Source organism: Niallia sp., assembly GCF_031978665.1.
Taxonomy (GTDB): Bacteria; Bacillota; Bacilli; order Bacillales; family Cytobacillaceae; genus Niallia.
Genome location: NZ_DALZDK010000018.1, coordinates 49,246 through 68,275, shown reverse-complemented (window position 1 = coordinate 68,275; position 19,030 = coordinate 49,246). Strand labels below are relative to the sequence as shown.

General features: G+C 33.9%; 16 protein-coding genes and 1 pseudogene. 10 read left to right on the top strand and 7 right to left on the bottom strand.

The features are described 5' to 3' along the window. Nucleotides 1–439: 439 nt before the first annotated feature. Nucleotides 440–1,060, bottom strand: a complete 621-nt coding sequence (gene plsY / locus RTL21_RS11620; RefSeq protein WP_312096051.1) for a glycerol-3-phosphate 1-O-acyltransferase PlsY — start codon at nt 1,058–1,060, stop codon at nt 440–442. Between the two features lie 164 nt (nt 1,061–1,224). Further along, nucleotides 1,225–2,904, bottom strand: coding sequence for a hypothetical protein (locus RTL21_RS11615; RefSeq protein WP_312096050.1), 1,680 nt, complete (start codon nt 2,902–2,904; stop codon nt 1,225–1,227). A 168-nt stretch (nt 2,905–3,072) separates the two neighbouring features. On the opposite strand from RTL21_RS11615, the gene RTL21_RS11610 reads away from it, so the two are divergent. From RTL21_RS11610 to rlmD, 6 genes are all read left to right on the top strand, one after another. Then, nucleotides 3,073–3,654 (top strand): RNA polymerase sigma factor, encoded by a 582-nt coding sequence (locus tag RTL21_RS11610; protein ID WP_312096082.1) that lies wholly within the window; start codon nt 3,073–3,075, stop codon nt 3,652–3,654. Continuing rightward, on the top strand, nt 3,651–4,118 hold the full coding sequence (locus RTL21_RS11605; protein ID WP_312096049.1) for an anti-sigma factor family protein: 468 nt from the start codon (nt 3,651–3,653) through the stop codon (nt 4,116–4,118). Before RTL21_RS11610 ends, RTL21_RS11605 begins: the two co-directional genes overlap by 4 nt. Then, a complete protein-coding gene (locus tag RTL21_RS11600) occupies nt 4,115–5,200 on the top strand; it encodes a hypothetical protein (RefSeq protein WP_312096048.1) in 1,086 nt (361 codons plus the stop codon). Before RTL21_RS11605 ends, RTL21_RS11600 begins: the two co-directional genes overlap by 4 nt. 96 nt (nt 5,201–5,296) lie before the next feature. Continuing rightward, a complete protein-coding gene (locus tag RTL21_RS11595) occupies nt 5,297–6,214 on the top strand; it encodes a hypothetical protein (protein ID WP_312096047.1) in 918 nt (305 codons plus the stop codon). Nucleotides 6,215–6,644: 430 nt separating this feature from the next. Beyond that, nucleotides 6,645–7,604, top strand: a complete 960-nt coding sequence (locus RTL21_RS11590) for a diacylglycerol kinase (protein WP_312096046.1) — start codon at nt 6,645–6,647, stop codon at nt 7,602–7,604. 145 nt (nt 7,605–7,749) lie between these two features. After that, nucleotides 7,750–9,117: a 23S rRNA (uracil(1939)-C(5))-methyltransferase RlmD gene (gene rlmD, locus RTL21_RS11585; RefSeq protein ID WP_312096045.1), complete on the top strand. Its 1,368-nt coding sequence runs from the start codon at nt 7,750–7,752 to the stop codon at nt 9,115–9,117. A gap of 59 nt (nt 9,118–9,176) precedes the next feature. Here rlmD and RTL21_RS11580 read toward each other — a convergent pair whose 3' ends face one another. The 3 genes from RTL21_RS11580 to RTL21_RS11570 all read right to left on the bottom strand — a co-directional run bounded on the left by RTL21_RS11580 (nt 9,177) and on the right by RTL21_RS11570 (nt 11,708). Then, nucleotides 9,177–9,323, bottom strand: coding sequence for a DUF4368 domain-containing protein (locus tag RTL21_RS11580; protein WP_483870167.1), 147 nt, complete (start codon nt 9,321–9,323; stop codon nt 9,177–9,179). Between the two features lie 320 nt (nt 9,324–9,643). Continuing rightward, a complete protein-coding gene (locus tag RTL21_RS11575; RefSeq protein WP_312096044.1) occupies nt 9,644–10,357 on the bottom strand; it encodes a GntR family transcriptional regulator in 714 nt (237 codons plus the stop codon). 151 nt (nt 10,358–10,508) lie between these two features. Beyond that, on the bottom strand, nt 10,509–11,708 hold the full coding sequence (locus RTL21_RS11570) for an enolase C-terminal domain-like protein (protein WP_312096043.1): 1,200 nt from the start codon (nt 11,706–11,708) through the stop codon (nt 10,509–10,511). Between the two features lie 338 nt (nt 11,709–12,046). Between RTL21_RS11570 and RTL21_RS11565 the strand changes: the two genes are divergently transcribed. The 4 genes and pseudogenes from RTL21_RS11565 to RTL21_RS11550 all read left to right on the top strand — a co-directional run bounded on the left by RTL21_RS11565 (nt 12,047) and on the right by RTL21_RS11550 (nt 15,861). Next, nucleotides 12,047–13,393, top strand: a complete 1,347-nt coding sequence (locus RTL21_RS11565) for a PTS transporter subunit EIIC (protein ID WP_312096042.1) — start codon at nt 12,047–12,049, stop codon at nt 13,391–13,393. A gap of 374 nt (nt 13,394–13,767) precedes the next feature. Further along, nucleotides 13,768–14,217, top strand: a pseudogene (locus RTL21_RS11560) (DUF4372 domain-containing protein); the annotation flags it as partial. A gap of 222 nt (nt 14,218–14,439) precedes the next feature. Continuing rightward, nucleotides 14,440–15,288, top strand: a complete 849-nt coding sequence (locus tag RTL21_RS11555) for a sialate O-acetylesterase (protein ID WP_312096041.1) — start codon at nt 14,440–14,442, stop codon at nt 15,286–15,288. A 63-nt stretch (nt 15,289–15,351) separates the two neighbouring features. Continuing rightward, nucleotides 15,352–15,861, top strand: coding sequence for a PadR family transcriptional regulator (locus RTL21_RS11550; RefSeq protein WP_312096040.1), 510 nt, complete (start codon nt 15,352–15,354; stop codon nt 15,859–15,861). A 416-nt stretch (nt 15,862–16,277) separates the two neighbouring features. Here RTL21_RS11550 and RTL21_RS11545 read toward each other — a convergent pair whose 3' ends face one another. After that, nucleotides 16,278–16,769 carry a CBO0543 family protein gene (locus RTL21_RS11545; protein ID WP_312096039.1) on the bottom strand — a complete coding sequence of 164 codons (492 nt, stop codon included), beginning with the start codon at nt 16,767–16,769 and terminating at the stop codon, nt 16,278–16,280. 213 nt (nt 16,770–16,982) lie between these two features. Continuing rightward, a complete protein-coding gene (locus RTL21_RS11540) occupies nt 16,983–18,857 on the bottom strand; it encodes a serine hydrolase domain-containing protein (RefSeq protein ID WP_312096038.1) in 1,875 nt (624 codons plus the stop codon). Between the last annotated feature and the right edge of the window lie 173 nt (nt 18,858–19,030).

Below are 19,030 nucleotides of genomic sequence, written 5' to 3'. Positions count from 1 at the left end.
TCTGAGCCCGAACGCAAGAAATTTAGCCGAAAAAGGTAACAGAGGACCGCTCTCTGAGCCCGAACGCAAGAAAGCCAGCAGGAAAAGGTAACAGAGAACCGCCCTCTGAGCCCGAACGCAAGAAATTTAGAAGGAAAAGGTAACAGAGGACCGCTCTCTGAGCCCAATCACCAGAAAGTCAGCAACAAAAGGTAACACAGACAGCATCTCAAAGCCCATATAATCAAAAAAGAACAAGGGGGGAATGGACCAATCATTTCCCCCTTGTTATAAACACATCAACTTTACTATTCAATTATTATGATCATCTTAAAGTAGGAACCTATCATTCCTATCGAATTTGTACATCTCAGTAGATCATTTTCTGTATTTCGACAGTATTTCCCAGGAAAAGTCCATAATCTACAATTTCCCAAAAAGCTTGTCCGATGAAGGGGGATTAGCCTATTTTCTTCGGGTTAATTCGATCTTTTTTTATATTTTTATCGTTTATTTTTGGTTCTTTGCTATAAATAAAATTAATAATATTAGAGCGGTGTAAAAAGATTAATAGTACTAAAAATAAGAAAAAGAGCCACTCATGCTGGATAGCAGGAGAAAATAGTGCATATAAGAAAATGGTAATCCCTACAGAAATACTACCTAGAAATACATACTTTGTTATAAAAATGACAGCGAAAAAAGCCAAATAGGTAATGAAAAACAGTGCTGGATTGGCAACGAGAAGGGTTCCAGCTGTTGTAGCAATTGCTTTTCCACCACGGAATCTTGCAAAGATTGGAAAGCAATGACCGATGACAGCAACTAATCCAGTGTATAACGGATTTACATCTACCATAAGTAAGTATGGTAAACACGCGGCTAGCGCTCCTTTTCCAACATCAAGCAGTAAAACAGCAATCCCGGCTTTTTTGCCTAATACACGAATGGAATTAGTCGCTCCAGGGTTAAAGCTGCCATGTTTACGTATGTCGATGCCATAAAAAACCTTACCGATAATTAAGGCAGTTGGAAAAGAACCGATTAAGTAAGAAGCTAGGATAATAATAATCAAGTACATTTCTCCTTTGACATAATCTTCAGTTTACTAGTGAAAAACATTCTTTTATTCTCTTCTTTTATTCTATGCAGCAAGAGGGAGAAGTTTGTTCCCTTCTCCCTATATTATAAATAATAGCTGCTGTTTTTTTATTTAATTTTCCAAGTCTATTTAATAAATAGATTTTATTGATGTAAATCTTGTTCTTCTACTACCAATTTTTCAACCGTTACAATCACTTCTTCTGTATCCACATAATCTACCGTTAGTTCCATCCCTTTTTCTAGGAAAATACTATAAGGAAAATCAGTGGAGGAAACTTGGAAAATGGTTTTATTTCCTTCCAGCATGAATTTTACAATCGTGCTATTTTCTATTTCTGATTTATATACATAGCTGACGGTTCCGGTGATTGTTTTTTGATCGGCAATATTGTTAGGAACCGATTTATCATTTTTTAAAAGGGTGACAAGGGCATATTTATAGTCATTAAAAAGCTTTGTTTTTTCTGTATGATAACTATAAACCTTTTCATCCTTGGCATTAATCAGCATAATTTCTCTTAATACATGATTGCTGTCCATAAGGGGAACAACCCATGTAAACTGCCCATAAATTGTATAAAGTAGTGGCGTGCCAGCTTCGTACTTTTGAGCGCGAAAGGTTTTTTCGGCAACATTGATAGCGGATTTACCATTTAAAGATCCGTTTGCTTCGGTGTAAAAGGTAAGAGCACCGGTGCGAGCATTAATCATCGAGTATCCAACCATACTTCCACTATCAGATTTTGGACGGGTGAAATCAGTAAACCAATGTAATTGTAAGTCTTCATTAAATACACCATTTACTTCGTCTATATTCTCCCAAGTGGTTGGCAATTTCATATCTTCTTTTGCAAAAAGAGTATTCCAGAAACCGTGAATATATTTTCCATACCACTCATTCCAGTCTTCGGCAACACTTGTAGGAATGACATGATCAATAAAATCAGGAATGTTGTTCATAGTATAGTCTTCTATTTTCCCAGTAGCGGGGTCAATAATATAGATTCCTTTAATATCAACAATCTCTCGGAATTTATTATATTGCCCATAAGGAACCACATAATATGGTTTATCCTTATCATCTGGTTCAAAGCTTGCCTCAAGCAAAATGGTATCTTTATGTTTATTTCTGACTAGCCTTTTTAAATCCTCATTAAAGTATGCAGATGGAACATACTTCATGGATGATTGAACTAAGACTGCATCTTCATTTTCGTCCTCTGCACTCATTTTAATAAAACCAGGAACGTCATTTCCTTTTACCCATTTGAAAAATCCTGTGTATTCAATAGGTGTTACCCAATAAAGATGATCATCAATTTTTTGTAAAGTAGAATCTCCTAAATCGTAATAGGAAGGATGCGTAATCTCCCCAAGCTTTTTCTCACTGCGATATCGTGCATAGCTTTCCGGTACAACTACGATATGCTTTTCATTTGTAGAGACAGCTTTTTTCTCGATAACGGTAGCCTTTTTCTCTACAAAATGAAATTTATCTCCTGTAATGGTTAATGGATAGATAAATTGAACGTATAGACTAAATAAGACAAAGTATAAAAATAGAATTCCAGTTATTTTATACCCCTTTACTTTTCCAAAAAGTAAATCTAAAAATAAGAAAAAAGCAAGATAAATAGCACCGTATTTAAAAAGGGCCTGTAAGGTATGGTCGATTAGCTGAAAATAATCTACGCAAAAAATAATAAGAATCCCAACAATCAATCGTATGATTTGAAAGACAAGGAACTTTTGTTTTTTTAGATGACTTTTCCAAATAAATGGATTTAGTGTTAAAGCCAGTAATGCAAATAAATAATGCATGCACATTCTCCTTTGATAATTTGCTTTAGAATTTAATACGAAAGAAATGGTAAAAAGTTTCAAATAATAATGGTACTATTACAAAGGAGATTCATGCAAATAAATTTAGATAGAATAATATCAAAAAAAATAAAAAGACTGTAGGGGAATGGCAATCAGTTTACGTCTATTAGTATAGAATGGCTAGGAAAGGGGGGAGAGGCCATTAGTGATCAAGTATTAATTGAAAAAGTAAAAGCAGGTAATGATCACGCATTTCGTCTGTTAGTAGAAAAGCATCGAGACTATTTGTTTCGTACGATATATAGTGTCTTGAAAGACCAAAAAGAAGCAGAAGATGCGACACAGGAAGTGTTTATTAAAATCTATACCTCTCTCCCCAAATACGAGAATCAAGGTTTTAAAACGTGGATTACAAGAATTGCTGTCAATCATGCTATTGATATGAGAAGAAAGAGACAAAGAAGAAAAGAAGAGATGACAGAAGAATTGGAATCTCATATAGGAGGCTCTCAAGCCGATGATGTAGAATTAGAAGTAATAAAGCGGGAACGACAAAAGCTTGTTCAACAAAGACTGGAAGAAGTACCTGCTAATTACCGGGATGTCATTTATGGATTTTACATTCAAGAAAAAAGCTATCAAGAAATGGCATCAGAACAAAATGTTCAAGTGAAAACGATTGAAACGAAGCTTTATCGCGCAAGACTCTGGATCAAAACGCATTGGAAGGAGGAAGACTTTTTATGACAACTCATTATTCTAGAGACCATTGGATGAAGTATGTGAAAGATGAACTAAATGAGACAGAAAGAATCGTGCTTGAAGATCATTTGTATACATGCGATCAATGCTTAGAATTATATATAGATGCAGTAGACAAGCAAGAGGAGATACTTCCTTCGATTTCAGATGAAGCAGCTTTTATGAATGATATTATGAAGAAAATATCCAATGATATGGTGATAGAAAATGTAGGGGAAAAGAAGCGTCCTTTTTATCAATCATCTATATTCCATTATGCAATTGCCGCGAGTCTCACATTGCTTCTGATGTCGGCAGGATTTTTTCAATCGATTATAAAACATACAGAAACGATCCAAAAAGCGGAATTATCCGTAAAACAAGAGCCAAAATCAGGTGGTTTAGTCGATAAGACATTTGCTTGGATGGATTCATTTGAAGGAAATAAAAAGGAGGATTTTAAGAAATGAAAAACCCGATTGTCGCAACAATCCTAGCATTTTTTCCAGGTGGAGGTCTTTTCTATATTGGAAAAAAGCTACGAGGCTTTTTATATGGGCTGGCTGTATTTGGACTAGCATTTATGTCCATTATTATTCAAAGTTCATGGTATTACGGCCAGTGGACATTTATCGTAATTGTTATAGGTTTTATTATCTATTGCATTAGTTTTATCGACACATTAATTACGACCAGCAGCTATTTAAAGGAGCGGGTGAATTTTGCTAGTAATACAGAAACTGAAGAGGCAGCGCCTGTATTAGTAAAAACAACTGAGTCGGAGCGTTTTTATACGATTGTTTTATCGTTTATTCCTGGATTAGGCCATATTCAACTAGGATTAGTATATCGAGGAATAACACTATTAACAGCTTTTCTAGGATTAGGAATTATGATTTTATTTATCACTTTTCTAACGTATACAAATGAATTTTTATTATTCTTGGCCATTTTGCCGGTTATTTGGATTTACGGTTTTTACGATGTCTCCCAGCAGTTTAATAAAAAACTCAAAGGGGAAACACTTGAGGATATTACCATTTTTCAGGACTTTGAAAAGAATAGGGAAGAGGGAAAGAAAAGTAAATTTATTGCGACCTTCTTATCTGTCTTCCCAGGTGCAGGGCATTTATATTTAGGATTGCAGCAAAGAGGGATTCAGCTAATGGCTGCCTTCTTGTTCTCCATCTTTATTCTTAATGAATTACGACTAGGTCTTTTCTTATTCGTTATCCCTATCATTTGGTTCTTTAGTTTCTTTGATGGATTACAAAAAGCGTCAAAGGTAGGAGAAGAAGAACTGGAGGATACCCCTGTTATTGCGTATCTAATTAACTACCAGAAATGGTTTGGTATTGGGCTACTCGTAATTGGATTATATTATTTAATGATTAATATCCTCTTGCCGATTTTTTCACCTATCATCAGAGACATAATAGACATTGATTTACGTTTCTTCTTTTACCAGTATTTCCAGACAGGAATTGTTTGTCTCGTTCTTATCGTCGGCGGAATTCATCTGTTAAAAGGTACGAAAAAGAAAAAAATGTAACAAGTATTGACTAGGTAGAAAGATAGATTATGCCATTGGTTTTTCGAGCCATCCATATTTGACAAAAAGCCAGTGGTTACATAAGGAGAGAAGAGAATGAGACAATGGCGGGTTGGCACTTTTTCGATGGGCCTATCTTTAGTATTTTTAGGAGTATTTCTGTTACTTACACAATTTTTTGATTGGGAAATTGTGACCGTATTAAAAGTTTGGTGGCCCATTATTTTAGTTATTCTTGGAATGGAAATTTTATTATACTTGTTTTCCTCCAAGCAAGAAAAACCTTATTTAAGTTTTGATCTATTTAGTATCATTATCGTAGGAATAATAGGGACAGCAGGAATATCCATGGTCTTTCTCCAAACCACTGGCATTATGGATATTCTAGAACAAGGATTAAAAAGAGAAGAAGTAACAAAAGATTTGCCAGAATTTAATTATGCAATGAAGGATAACATAAAAAGAATTGTTATTGAATCTGAGAGTCAGCAAAATCCAATTACAATAGAAGGAACAAATGAAGAGGTTCTTTCTTTGTTTGGAACCTTTCGCACAGTTCAATCGAAGGAAAGAGATATTGCTAAGCCAGAAGATTATCTCAATGTGTCACAAAAGGGAGATACTTTATTTATCCGCTTAAAGCAATTGCCATACCGAATGTCTGAATTTTATACGGACTATTCGTCCTTGCATACAACGATTCTTGTACCAACGAATAAGAAGTTAGAGATTATTGATTTGAATAATGATATTACATTAAATCCCCGTGATTTAAAAAGTAATTGGACCGTCCATAATGTTCCACAAATTGATTTAATATTGGATGACACAACAAACGTCAAAGTTTCCGTTAATGATACGATTATTAATAATCGTGAGCAGGAGGAATGGGAATATTCCGATACAGAAGAAAAAAATCCGGAAGGCAAGACAACCGCAATTTTGCAAAAGGGAAAAGGCGATTCTGCTATACATGTTTTTGACAGTGGTTCATTAGATTTATCCAATCACTAATTTCAATTAATAGATGATAATTACTCAGAATGTAGCTGAAAAAGGATAGATTAGACTCAAAAGAATCAAGTATTTCTGAGAAAAATCATCCTTTTTTAATCGGGGGTTATTTGCTAATTTTATCAAATAGTGTCACTCATTCGTTGTCAGATTTCCTCCATTGAAGGGGAATTTTTTCACTAGGTGTCGAAAAAAAGTTAATCAAACGTTTGATTAATTGGAAAATTGTCTAATAGAGGAAAGGAAAGTATGGGGAACTAATAGATTGGGTTATAATGTGGGAAGAAACGCTAACGATAAACACACTTACTTTAAAAGGGTCACATAACATGGAAGTAGCTAGAGTTAAAAATTGCCTAAGCAAGTGCTATCGTATATGATGTTATTGGCTATGGAAAAAAATGAATTTTGATTATAGGATGATGAAAAAATGAAAAGGGCAAGAATAATATATAATCCTACTTCAGGTCGGGAAGCATTTAAAAGACACTTGCCAGAAGTGCTAAAAAGATTAGAAGAGGCAGGATATGAAACATCCTGTCATGCAACCACTGGACCAGAGGATGCGACCTATGCAGCAAGAGTAGCAGTAGAAAGACGGTTTGATCTAGTTATTGCTGCAGGTGGTGATGGAACAATCAATGAAGTAGTAAATGGAATGGCCGAACAAGAATATCGTCCAAAGCTTGGAATTATTCCTGTTGGAACGACAAATGATTTTGCTAGAGCATTGCATATTCCAAGAGATGTCATGGGAGCGGTAGATGTAATCGCAAAGGGCGACACAATCCCAATTGATATTGGAAGAATGAATGATAAATATTTCATTAACATTAGTGGTGGTGGGCATTTAACGGAAATCTCTTATGAGGTTCCAAGTAAACTGAAAACGATGCTTGGACAACTTGCTTACTATTTAAAAGGCATTGAAATGTTACCGTTTATCAAAGCTTCCCATGTGAAAATCGAATATGATGGAAAGTTATTTGAAGGGGAAGCTATGTTGTTTCTAGTTGGTCTTACTAATTCAGTTGGTGGCTTTGAAAAGTTAGCGCCTGGAGCTTCTATTAATGATGGTCTTTTCTCTTTGCTAATCTTAAAAAAGGCAAACCTTGCTGATTTTATTCGAATTGCTTCACTTGCTCTCCGCGGAGAACATATAAATGATCCGAATGTTATTTATACGAATGCGAATCATATTAAAGTAAGCTCTGACGAGAAGGTTCAATTAAATCTTGATGGAGAATTTGGCGGCTTATTACCAGCCGAATTTATTAACTTATATCGTCACTTTGAGTTATTTGTGCCAATTGAAGAAATTCGAGATGAAGATCGACCGGAAATCAAGGATTATAAAGAAGTGTCACAAACAGATAATAACCAGAAGTGAGAGGAATAAGAAATCCCCTCACTTTTTGTTTTGTTATCCCTAAATTTTTTCCATAATGAAGAGGTTTGGTTTGCGCTTTCCTGATAATATGATACAATTACCACGCTTATTTTTTTCGGAAATATCGATGTAAAGGAAGACGATAATGAGTAAAACATTACCCGTTCAAAAGAACGATATAATAGATATAGTTTTTGAAGATTTAACCCATGATGGCTCAGGTGTAGCAAAAGTAGAGGGTTATCCACTATTTATCCCCAATGGACTTCCAGGTGAAAAAGCGACCATCAAAGTAATCAAGACAAATAAGAATTATGGTTTCGGCCGATTGATGGAGATAAAAGAGAGAAGTCCTTACCGAGTAGAAGCTCCCTGCCTTATTTATAAGGAATGTGGCGGCTGTCAATTACAGCATTTAAGCTATGAAGGACAATTGAAAATGAAGCATAAGCATGTGAAGGATGTTCTCGAGCGGATTGGAAAAATCAATACGACTGTCCACCAAACGCTAGGCATGGAAGATCCTTGGCGCTACCGCAATAAATCACAAGTTCCAATCGGGGAACAAGAAGGTGGGCTAATTGGGGGATTTTATCAACAACGTTCTCACCAAATCATAAATATGGAACAATGCTTGATTCAGCAAGAGGAAAATGATTATGTCGTAAATACAGTTAAAGATATTTGTTCGAAATATGGAGTCCGTGCCTATGACGAAGCACGCCATAAAGGGGATTTACGTCATATTATGGTAAGAAGAGGGTTAGTTACGAAGGAAGTAATGATTGTATTAATCACTCGTACACAGGATATCCCCAATCGAAAAGCAATTGTTGATGAAATTGTTCAAAAAGTGCCAAATATCAAATCAATTATCCACAATGTGAATAACAAAAAAACGAATGTAATAATGGGAGATATAACGAAGGTGCTTTGGGGAGAAGAAACGATTACCGATTTTATCGGTGATGTGAAATTCGCTATCTCTGCCCGTTCTTTTTACCAAGTGAACCCAGACCAAACAAAGGTACTCTATGAGAAAGCGCTCGAATATGCGGATCTAAAAGGTGAAGAGAAAGTAATCGATGCCTATTGTGGAATTGGCACAATCTCGTTATTTTTAGCCAAAAAGGCAAGTCGAGTATTCGGCGTCGAAATTGTTCCACAAGCCATTGAAGATGCAAGAAACAATGCGCTATTAAATGATATCCACAATGTGGAATTCGCCGTAGGGGAAGCGGAAGTAGTTATCCCCAACTGGTATAAAGAAGGAAATGAAGCAGATGTATTAGTAGTAGATCCACCGAGAAAAGGCTGTGATGAAGCATTATTACAGACCATTCTTGATATGAAGCCGAAAAAAGTTGTCTATGTGTCCTGTAATCCAGCTACTCTAGCTCGTGATTTGCGGATATTGGAAGACGGTGGCTATAAGACAGAAGAAGTGCAGCCTGTGGATATGTTTCCACAGACCATGCACGTGGAGTGTTGCGCGTTGCTAAAAAAAATATAAAATGTTTGAAAAGCTCGTTTAAGTATTCCTATTTAGATGAGCTTTTCTTATTTACATAATCAAACTAATTCGTTCGAAAAGCGATAATAAATTCGTGGAGACCCATCTTCTTTAATTTCAATCCTATCAACTAGGCGGTGTAACATCTCAGGTGTTAGCTCATCAAATTTAATAAAATAATTTAGTTCTTTTTTTATTTTAGCTATATTAGATGCAATGGTCTCTCTTAATTATTGGACATAATGTGTATCGTTGCAGTTATGTTGTTTTACACTGGTGTTGGAGATGACGAATTCTTATTTATTGACAGGAATCTCTTATTTTGTCTGTAATGTTCATATAATAAATTTTCATTCGAAATCTACTACAACGATTTTTCTTTTCTGTCACTAATTGGCTCTAATACTTGTTTGAACATCTTGATGGGAAAGAAGGGACCATAATTTGACGGTCCCTTTTTGGTACGAGTAAACATAATATATGTTTACTCCACAAAATATTGTGAAGAGATGTACCTAGAGTAACGTTATTTTTTTCTGTAATTATGACTATGCGGGTTAAAAGGTGTAAAGTAAGAAACCGAATAATCCAAGTTTATCATTTCGCTATATTCGAACACTTTACCGTTTTGAAGAATTCCTCTATTTATTATTTTCATTGCAGCCACTCCTTTTTTACAGTTAAGAAGTGTAGCATCCTCTTTACTAACATTTACAGGAGTATAGGTTGTGATGAAGTGGGATATTTGATAATCACATTGTTGCACATAATCATGCACAGACTTTTTTATTTCTTCTTCATTTAAATCTGGAAAGTATGAATAAGGTAATCTTGTGGTTTCAATTTGCATTTTATGGTAATTAACAATCCGAACTCGTTTATATTCCCATAATTTTGCGTGATGTCCGTTTAGATCAAAAATCTTTTCTAAGTTATTATCGGGTTTGATCTTTGTTAGATAAATAATTTTAGATTGAATGTCTTTAAATTTTTTTTCAGTTAATGAATTATAAATTAATGGACTTTTATATCTTGTTTCATTTACGAAAATTCCTGATCCTTGAATAATTTTAATACACCCAATATTAACTAATTTTTTCAATGCCTCTCGAATTGTATATCTCGATACCTCATATTGGTCAGCAAGATCCCTTTCTGTAGGCATTTTTTCACCGGTTTTGTATTTATTTTGATAAATCTTACTTAGGATATCATCAGCAATGAAATCACGTTTGTTCATAGTCATTTACCTCTAGAAAAAAGATTTACTTCCTTTAATTTATCTTTTCATATTTTTTACTTGCAGGAAAGTTTTTAATACTTTTTTACAATAAAAAATGCCTCTAAAGAGTAAATGCTCTAGAGGCACTTGAATAAGGAGAGTCTGTACCTTATGGTGTGTGAATAGTGCCATTTGGAATACGTGCTTGGGTCCATTCATGTTTACGATAAATGACCGGATATTCTTTAGACATATCTTCATTAAATTCCACGCCAATACCAACTCTTTCAATAGGATAAATATATCCATCCACTACTTCAACAGAGTTAGGGAACATTTTCTTCGTATTTTCATCTGGTTCTTGAATCTCTTGAATTGCTGCATTATGAAGATGAATATTTAAGTGTGTATTGACCGCGACTCCAATAGGAGTCATATCAGACGGACCATGCCAAGCAATCCGAACACCAAAATTCCCACAAAGTGCAGCTAGTTTAAGTGCAGGTGTAATTCCTCCGATTTGTGAAACATGGCAACGAATGAAATCGATTTGACGATTTGCAATGAGATTTCTCCACTCAGCTGGATTATTAAATAATTCCCCTGTTGCAATAGGTGTAGTACATTGTGTTCGTAATTGAGATAACCACTCATTTTGATCAGGAGGTAATATATCTTCTAGAAAGAAAAGCTTATATGGTTCCAGATCTTTTGCCAATTGGAGAGCTTGGTTAGGAAACAGTCTTTCATGAACATCATGAAGAAAATGAATTTCATACCCAAATTCTTTACGTAATGCCTTAAACATCGTCACGACATCTCTCATATAAATGTCTTGGTCAAAGTATTCTCCCTCACTTAAACCCTTTGTTAAGTGCATATTGTGATTCTTGCCGCCATACAAACCTAACTGACAACGAATATGTCGGAAACCGCGCTTGATTAATTTATCAACATTAGAAAGAAGTTCCTCAAGTGTTAATCCATCGGCATGGGTATAAGCTGCAATAGCGTTCTTTGACTTTCCTCCAAATAATTGATAAAGAGGCATATCCGCTAATTTGGCTTTGATGTCCCATAAAGCCATGTCTACACCAGCAATAGCGTTATTAATAACTGGACCATTTCTCCAGTAAGAATTAACCATCATTACTTGCCATAGGTCTTCAATATTATTCGCATCACGATTTAGTAGTAGAGGTTTTAAATATTCATCTATAATTGTTTGTACTGCTAATGGGCGTTGCTGAAATGTGGCACACCCATATCCATGTATACCTTTGTTCGTTTCTATTTTAACAACAATAAGATTATGTCTACGTGGATTAGTCACAAATGATTTTATATCTGTAATAATTGTGGGTTCCAACTGTGATTCTTCCTCTCTTTAAATACATTTTGTCAAATCGAAGCAATTTATAATCTAAATTAAAACATAGTAAAAACACCAGCGTCAATTTGGTATGGGAAGTAGTTTTATTTAAGTTATTTACCATACCAATTTTAAAAAAACATAAGGGGAAAACCTTGATAAAACAGGTTTTTCTTTTGTGTTTTGGTCTTTTTAAACCGTTTTCAAAGTGCGTTTCAATATGCTATTATGTGCTTGTCAATTCGAATTGCAATTTAGTATCGATTATTTTTGGGAATTCATAAGTAATTCATAAGTAATTCATAAGTAATTCATTATAAGGGGTTGAAGTAACAGTGAAAGAAAGAGATACTGTTCTAAAAATCATCGATTATGTCGGTGGCAAAGAGAACATTAAGAAAGCTTGGCATTGCATGACTAGGCTTCGTTTTGATTTGTATGACCAGTCATTAATAGAGCATGATAAGGTAAAACAATTGCAGGGAGTAATCGGAGAACAACTACAAAGCGATCAATATCAAATCATCGTTGGTACAAATGTGCAAAAGTACTATACAGTTCTGACAGATGAACTTGGGATCGACGGAGAGCATGAAAACGAGCAAGAAAGTGATACGAAAAAAGGTTTCTTCGGACGATTATTTGATGTTGTGTCGGGTGTATTCGGACCAATTGTTCCTGCGATCGCAGGTGCGGGGATGCTCAAAGGGCTTATTGCTGGTCTCATTGCATTAAAGATATTATCAGCGGATACTGAAACAGTTAAAATTTTAGACTTGGTAGCAAGCAGCGTCTTTCATTTCTTACCATTTTTCTTAGCTGCTTCCGCAGGGAAAATTTTTAAAACCAACCAATATCTTGCCATTGCTATTGCAGCTGGCTTTATGTACCCAACCTTAAATGATGCCGCTAAATTAGGGGAAGTTAGCCAATTTCATTTTCTTGGTTTACCAGTACCAGTCATAAATTATGCTGGTAATGTTATTCCAATCATTTTATCTGTTTGGGCATTAAGTTATATTCACAAATGGGTGGATAAGTACATGCCTAACATTTTAAGAACTGTATTTACCCCTACATTAACTTTGTTTATTGCTATCCCTTTTGCGTTAATCGTATCTGGACCATTGGGTAGTTACGTTGGAAAAGGAATCGCTTTAATGGTTGAAGAATTATTTAATATTTCTCCAATCCTAGCGGGTGTTGTGATGGGTGCAACAAGACCAATTGAAATTGTATTTGGTGTGCACCATGCGATCACTCCAATTGCGCTTCAAAACTTCGCCGATAAAGGATTTGACATGCTAATGCCTATGATGTTTATGACAAACATGGCGATTGCAGGTGCAACCTTTGCGATGTTTTTCAAAGCCAAAAGCAAAACAGAAAAAACGATTGCTCTTTCAGCAAGTGTTTCTGCACTTCTAGGGATTACCGAACCAGCTCTATTCGGTGTACTAATTAAAAATAAGAAAGCCTTTATCGCATGTACGATTGGTAGTGCAGTAGCTTGTACATTCTTTGCTACAATGGGTGTTAGAATTTATGGCTATATCCTTTCAAGTATTGTGAGTTTAGTCGCTTATGTTGGACCATATTTTCCTTATGCATTAATTGGAATCGCTATTGCAATAGGTACTTCGTTCGCAATTACTTATCTTATTGTAAAAAACAGTAAATAGTAACTCTCAAAACGTTGATGCCTTGAAGAAAATTAGCTAATTATTGAAGGGAGTTATCTAAACCTTGCAATTATTAGAATTTTCCAAAACACAATCATTTTTCCATCAAGACAAATAAACAAGTTGTTTATAGTATGTATTGATGCTTGACTGCTTTTATGTTGGTCAAGCATTAACTTTATGGCTAACCCCCAAAAAATTATTAGGTGAATATATGAAAAAAATATCAATATTCACTAGTGTTGCATTAATTTAATTTCAACATTAAAAATACTCATAATCTTCACAAATTTAATTTAATGCAAAGAAAAAGTCCTTTATAATGGATAAGTCAGGTGGTAACCCGTCCAAATCCACTAAAAAAGGACTCACGCATGAACAAGATTACACGAAAAAATTCATTTGAGCAATGGTTTTCACCAATAAATATGGAATTATTTAATGATCAGGTGAAAACAAAAAAATTAGATTACTATACGAAAAAATTAACGACGGAGTCCTTTTTAAAGTTACTGCTTTTTGCGCAGCTACAAGAAGTCGAAAGTCTTCATGCGTTGGGAGATTGTCTTTTCGATAACGAACTTCAAAAAGGAATTGACCTTGAATCTATTAGTATTTCTCAATTATCACGGCGAATAAATGGTTTGAACCCCGATCTATTTCAACGACTTTTTCTTGATTTATTGGGACAAATTCATGCCAAAACTCATTACACAAAACTTGTGATGCCACTAAAAATCATTGATTCAAGCACATTGCCACTTAATTTGACCCATCATCGGTGGGCTGAATTTCGCAAAACAAAAGCTGGTGTGAAGTTGCATTAAGGGACAATGGGACAGGTTCCTTGTCCCATTTTCTTATTTTGTCTTTTTATGACGACTATCCATTAAAATATAATTGACAATTAGTCTAATTAGACTATAATGTTTAAAAGTGGTTAGTCTAATTAGACTAACAGTGAATTTAGGAGACTTTCATTTCAAGTATAGACTACTAAAATAAGTAATGGCGTAAATATTAAATAAAAAGAAAGGATGAATAAAATGATTAAATCGTTTTTAATGATAGGACAGTCGAATATGGCAGGCCGAGGATTTATCCATGAAGTTCCACCGATTTATAATGAGAGAATACAAATGTTACGTAATGGAAGATGGCAAATGATGACGGAGCCTATCAATTATGACCGTCCAGTTTCAGGAATAAGTCTTGCTGGTTCCTTTGCAGATACATGGTGTCGTCAAAATCAAGAAGGTAAGATCGGCTTCATTCCTTGTGCAGAAGGTGGAAGCAGACTGGATGAATGGGCCGTAGATCAATCGCTTTTTCGACACGTGCTAACGGAAGCTAAATTTGCTATGGAGAATAGTGAGTTAACAGGAATTCTATGGCATCAAGGAGAAAGTGATAGTATGAATGGTAATTACAAAGTCTATTACAAAAAATTACTTTCCATTGTTGAGGCTCTTAGAAAAGAGTTAAACGTTCCAGATATTCCTTTTATTATTGGTGGTTTAGGAGATTTTCTAGGCAAAGAAGGGTTTGGAAAATACTCTACGGAATATAACTTCATTAATAAAGAGTTGCAAAAATTTGCTTTTGAACAAGACAATTGCTATTTTGTCACAGCAGAAGGCTTAACTTCTAATCCAGATGGTATTCATATAGATGCAATTTCTCAAAGAAAATTTGGCTTGCGATATTTTGAAGCCTTTTCTAAAAAACAACATGTATTGAAGCCATTAAATAATGAAAATGAGTTGATTCATCTTATTCATACTAGAGCAAATACAAAAACAGAAAAGATATATATAAAGACGCTAGAATTGGCGGTAGGGAAAATTTCATATGACGAATTTGAATCTCAGCTCATACAAATTAACAAGAAGTAAACGATAAAAGGATGGGATAACTATTCCCATATTGTTAAGGAAGAATATAAAGAAGGTGTTTTTTTGATTCCATTACTAATTTTAGGCTTATTAAAACAAAAACCAGGTTCTTACGGATACGAATTATTGGCGCTAATGGAAGAGAGACACTATAAATATATAGTGAATTTTACTAAAGGTTCCTTCTATTATAATCTTCAACAATTAGAAGAAAAGCAATATATTCAAAAAGTTGACCAATTAGATAATACTAGAGAGAAGCGTAATTATATTATTACAGAACTAGGTAATAAAGAATTTGAAAAGTTGATGTTTAAGTATGGTTCTAAAACAGATTATATAAACTTATCTTTTTATGCAGCAATGTTATTTGCAGATGAATATAAAAGTGAGGAACTAACAAAACTAATAAACATGCAAATCGAACAAACGCAAAAGAAAATTTTTTTATTAGAACAAACGCTTCAGTTTAATGAAACACTTCCTATTTATTTCAAAAAGATGTTGGAAAATTCCCGTTCTCATCATTTAGTAAATGTTCAATGGTTCGAAGAATTGTTAAAAGATATATGAAATGATAATTAATGTAAGAGATATTGTATTAAATGTACGAATGTGCGAATTGAATGATGGAGTTATTTTCAATTCCATATATAAAAGCAATGGACGTTATATGTACGAAATGAGGATGGGACAAAAGTAAATAGACAATCTGTAAAGTGTAATGTAGCTCTTAAATATAGTTGTTCGGGTTTATCTATGGCAGGAATACTTATGTCCCAGCCTTGTTTTGGATATTAATATTTAATGATAAAAATTTTTTGAAAATGTTTTGGTCAAGGGGACATTTTAAAGATGGATAAGGGTTTTTTGTCGATTGCCTTTAGGCAAATACCTATATTATTAGTGCTTCCTAAGTAGGATAAGATAGATTTTTATACAGATATTGCACGTAAAAAAGAAGAAGCTGATTGATTGAATCAGCTTCTTTATACCACTGGAGCTTTTAATTTATCTTTAAAAAACCATCTATAGTAGATTCGCGAAATAAAATATGTGATCCACATTGTTATTAAGCTCCAATACCATGTCCAATTTTTGTAGTTAATTAACTTCGTGTATTTACAAGCAACTAGTTCAAATCCTGTAATCATTCCTGAAAACATAAAGTAATAACAGAATTTATAAAAGGAATTTCTTTTCTCTGGGTAATACAGATTGAAGAATGAACATAATGCTGGATAAATAAAATATTCAAAAGTAAAACTACTCTTATTAGCCTTTTTGAAAAATAAACGAGATGGATAGGAGATTAGATTTTTTTCAACTACTAGTAAACCAAATATCCAAGTAATAACCTGTTTAAACAAAAATGATAATTGTGCTTCTCGAATTTTACTTCTTGGTACTAATACTATTAATAAAAATGACATAATAATCCAGGATGATAGTTCAATTCTTTTTTCGAGTTTATTTTTCAAAATAATTCACCTCTATGGAAATATATTGATGATTTTTTCGATTTTTTATGCAAATTTAATTAAATTTATTATGAAGGTATTGTATTGGCGAAAATGGGGGAGGACAGAGGTCACACCTCTCATGGTGGAAAAGTAAGGGGATATAAAAACAAAATGGAAATTATGCGAAAAATGCATTTGGAATTATTCCAAGTGCATTTTTGATAGTAATATTTAATGATAAAAATTCCAAGTGATCAGTAACACTATTAGAATCATCATACTACATACGGACAAAAGATAAAAAAACTTCTCCTTAGTATGTATTACTGCTTTCTTCCAATCAAAGATAATGAAAATAATCGTTAGTAAGCTTATAAAGGTTAAGCAATAATTGGCTACAATTTGTACAAATACTTCAGAGTAAGCTCGATTGCTATTAATCAACATCCTAATTGCTAATATAACGACATTAATAATCAATGCTATTCCAGAGAAGTTCAATAAGGAATTCCATTTTTTAATTCTTAATGTTTGTCTCTTTTTTCTCCAATTACTTATTAAATGGATAATACAGAAAGTGGAAGAGGAGAGAAAGAATATCATGCAATATAATAATAACGCGGCACTTGTTGTTAGCCAAACTTTGCTTTTATCTGAAGGTAAAAAATCTGTATATAAGGTAGAAATTTTATGAATCTTATCATCTTTTATTTGAAAAGATAAAGTATCCATGGCTAAAAATAGTTCATTTCCATCCTTATATTTATAGACATAAGGTTCTGTTTGAATATAATTAGCTGTTATTCCCCCCACATTTAATTCCATTTCATTGTTGCTCACAGCCTTTATTTTAAGCTGGGTGAAATAATAATAATACATCTTTATAAATGTGCTATCCATTTTTCGAGCGTAAATATAGGTTCCCTCTGTAGCTTTTGCACTAGGTAATTTTTTTGAACTAGTTAGTTCCTTTTTTCCAACTAATTCTTTTGTTAGTCCATAAGTAAGGTTGGACTCTCCTGCTTGATTTGTTAAAATAATAACGCCAAATCTTTCTTCTGGGACGATGTGAACCATACTAGAGAAAGAGGCAGTGTTTCCGCCATGCAATAAACCTCTCTTATTGCCATCGTATTCCCAAAATCCATGGGCAATCCCTGGAGCATTTTCGGTTGGGGCATAACTCTGTGACAAAAGATTCGTTAATGTATCTATGTTTTTGAAAAGAAGTGAACCTTGACTGTTCTCTGGCATGAGGGCCATTGCGAATTTCGCTAAATCTTCTGCTGTTCCATTCATCTCTCCGCTTGGATATAAAGACATATAAAAGGGATTGGATAAAAGGAAGGTTTTGGGTTCTCCTAGTTCATACCCTTTTGTTTTATTTTGAAAAAAATCCTGGTTCTTTTCAATCGAGATATGGGGAGTTGTATGGTTCATCTCTAATTTTGATAAAATATTACTCGATACATATTCATCGAATTTTTGTCCGCTTACTCTTTCTACAATGTAAGCAGCTAAAGAAGTGGAATAATTGGAATAAGCAACAACTTCTCCTGGCTTATATATTTGTTTTGGTTCGGCTATTTTTAAACCTTCTTCTAACGATTTCACTTGTTCTTTTGAGGAATATCCTAAATCAAAAATGCTATCTTCAAAACCAGCATTATGATTCATTAAATGTAACATCGTAATCGGTTCATCGAAGGTAAGCTTTGTTAACAATTTTTCAGGTAAGTACCTTCGTATATCTTCCTCCAAATCAATCTTTCCTTGTTCCGCCATTTGCATAACCGATACCCAAACAAACAACTTACTTATGGAACCCCACTCTAAAATAGAAGTGTTTGGATTCATCTGTGTTTTCTTGTTTATATCAGCATAACCATAGCCTTTTGATAAAAGAATATGATCATCTTTCGTAATAATAACAATTGCACCTGCAGCTGTTTCTCCGATGTAATCTTTTACATATTCATCAATAAATGCTTCCATATTTTCTAAAGGCATTCCTGAAGGTGTTGTGTTTTCTTTTGCTGAGCTTGTTTCTGAAAAGGATAAAGTTAAAAACAAAAATAATGATAAACCAAGAAAAAATTTTTTCATCTAATTCCCCTTTATTAGTATTTTGTTTCGCTATAACAGGCAGAATTATTGTGAAATATGGGCGGGTTATTTAATTCTTATTGGTAATTTTAACATTAATTGGATAATGTTTGTATGAAACGGAGGTCTTCATTCTTTGTAAGACTTCAGGCGTATATTTTTTTAACGAGGAA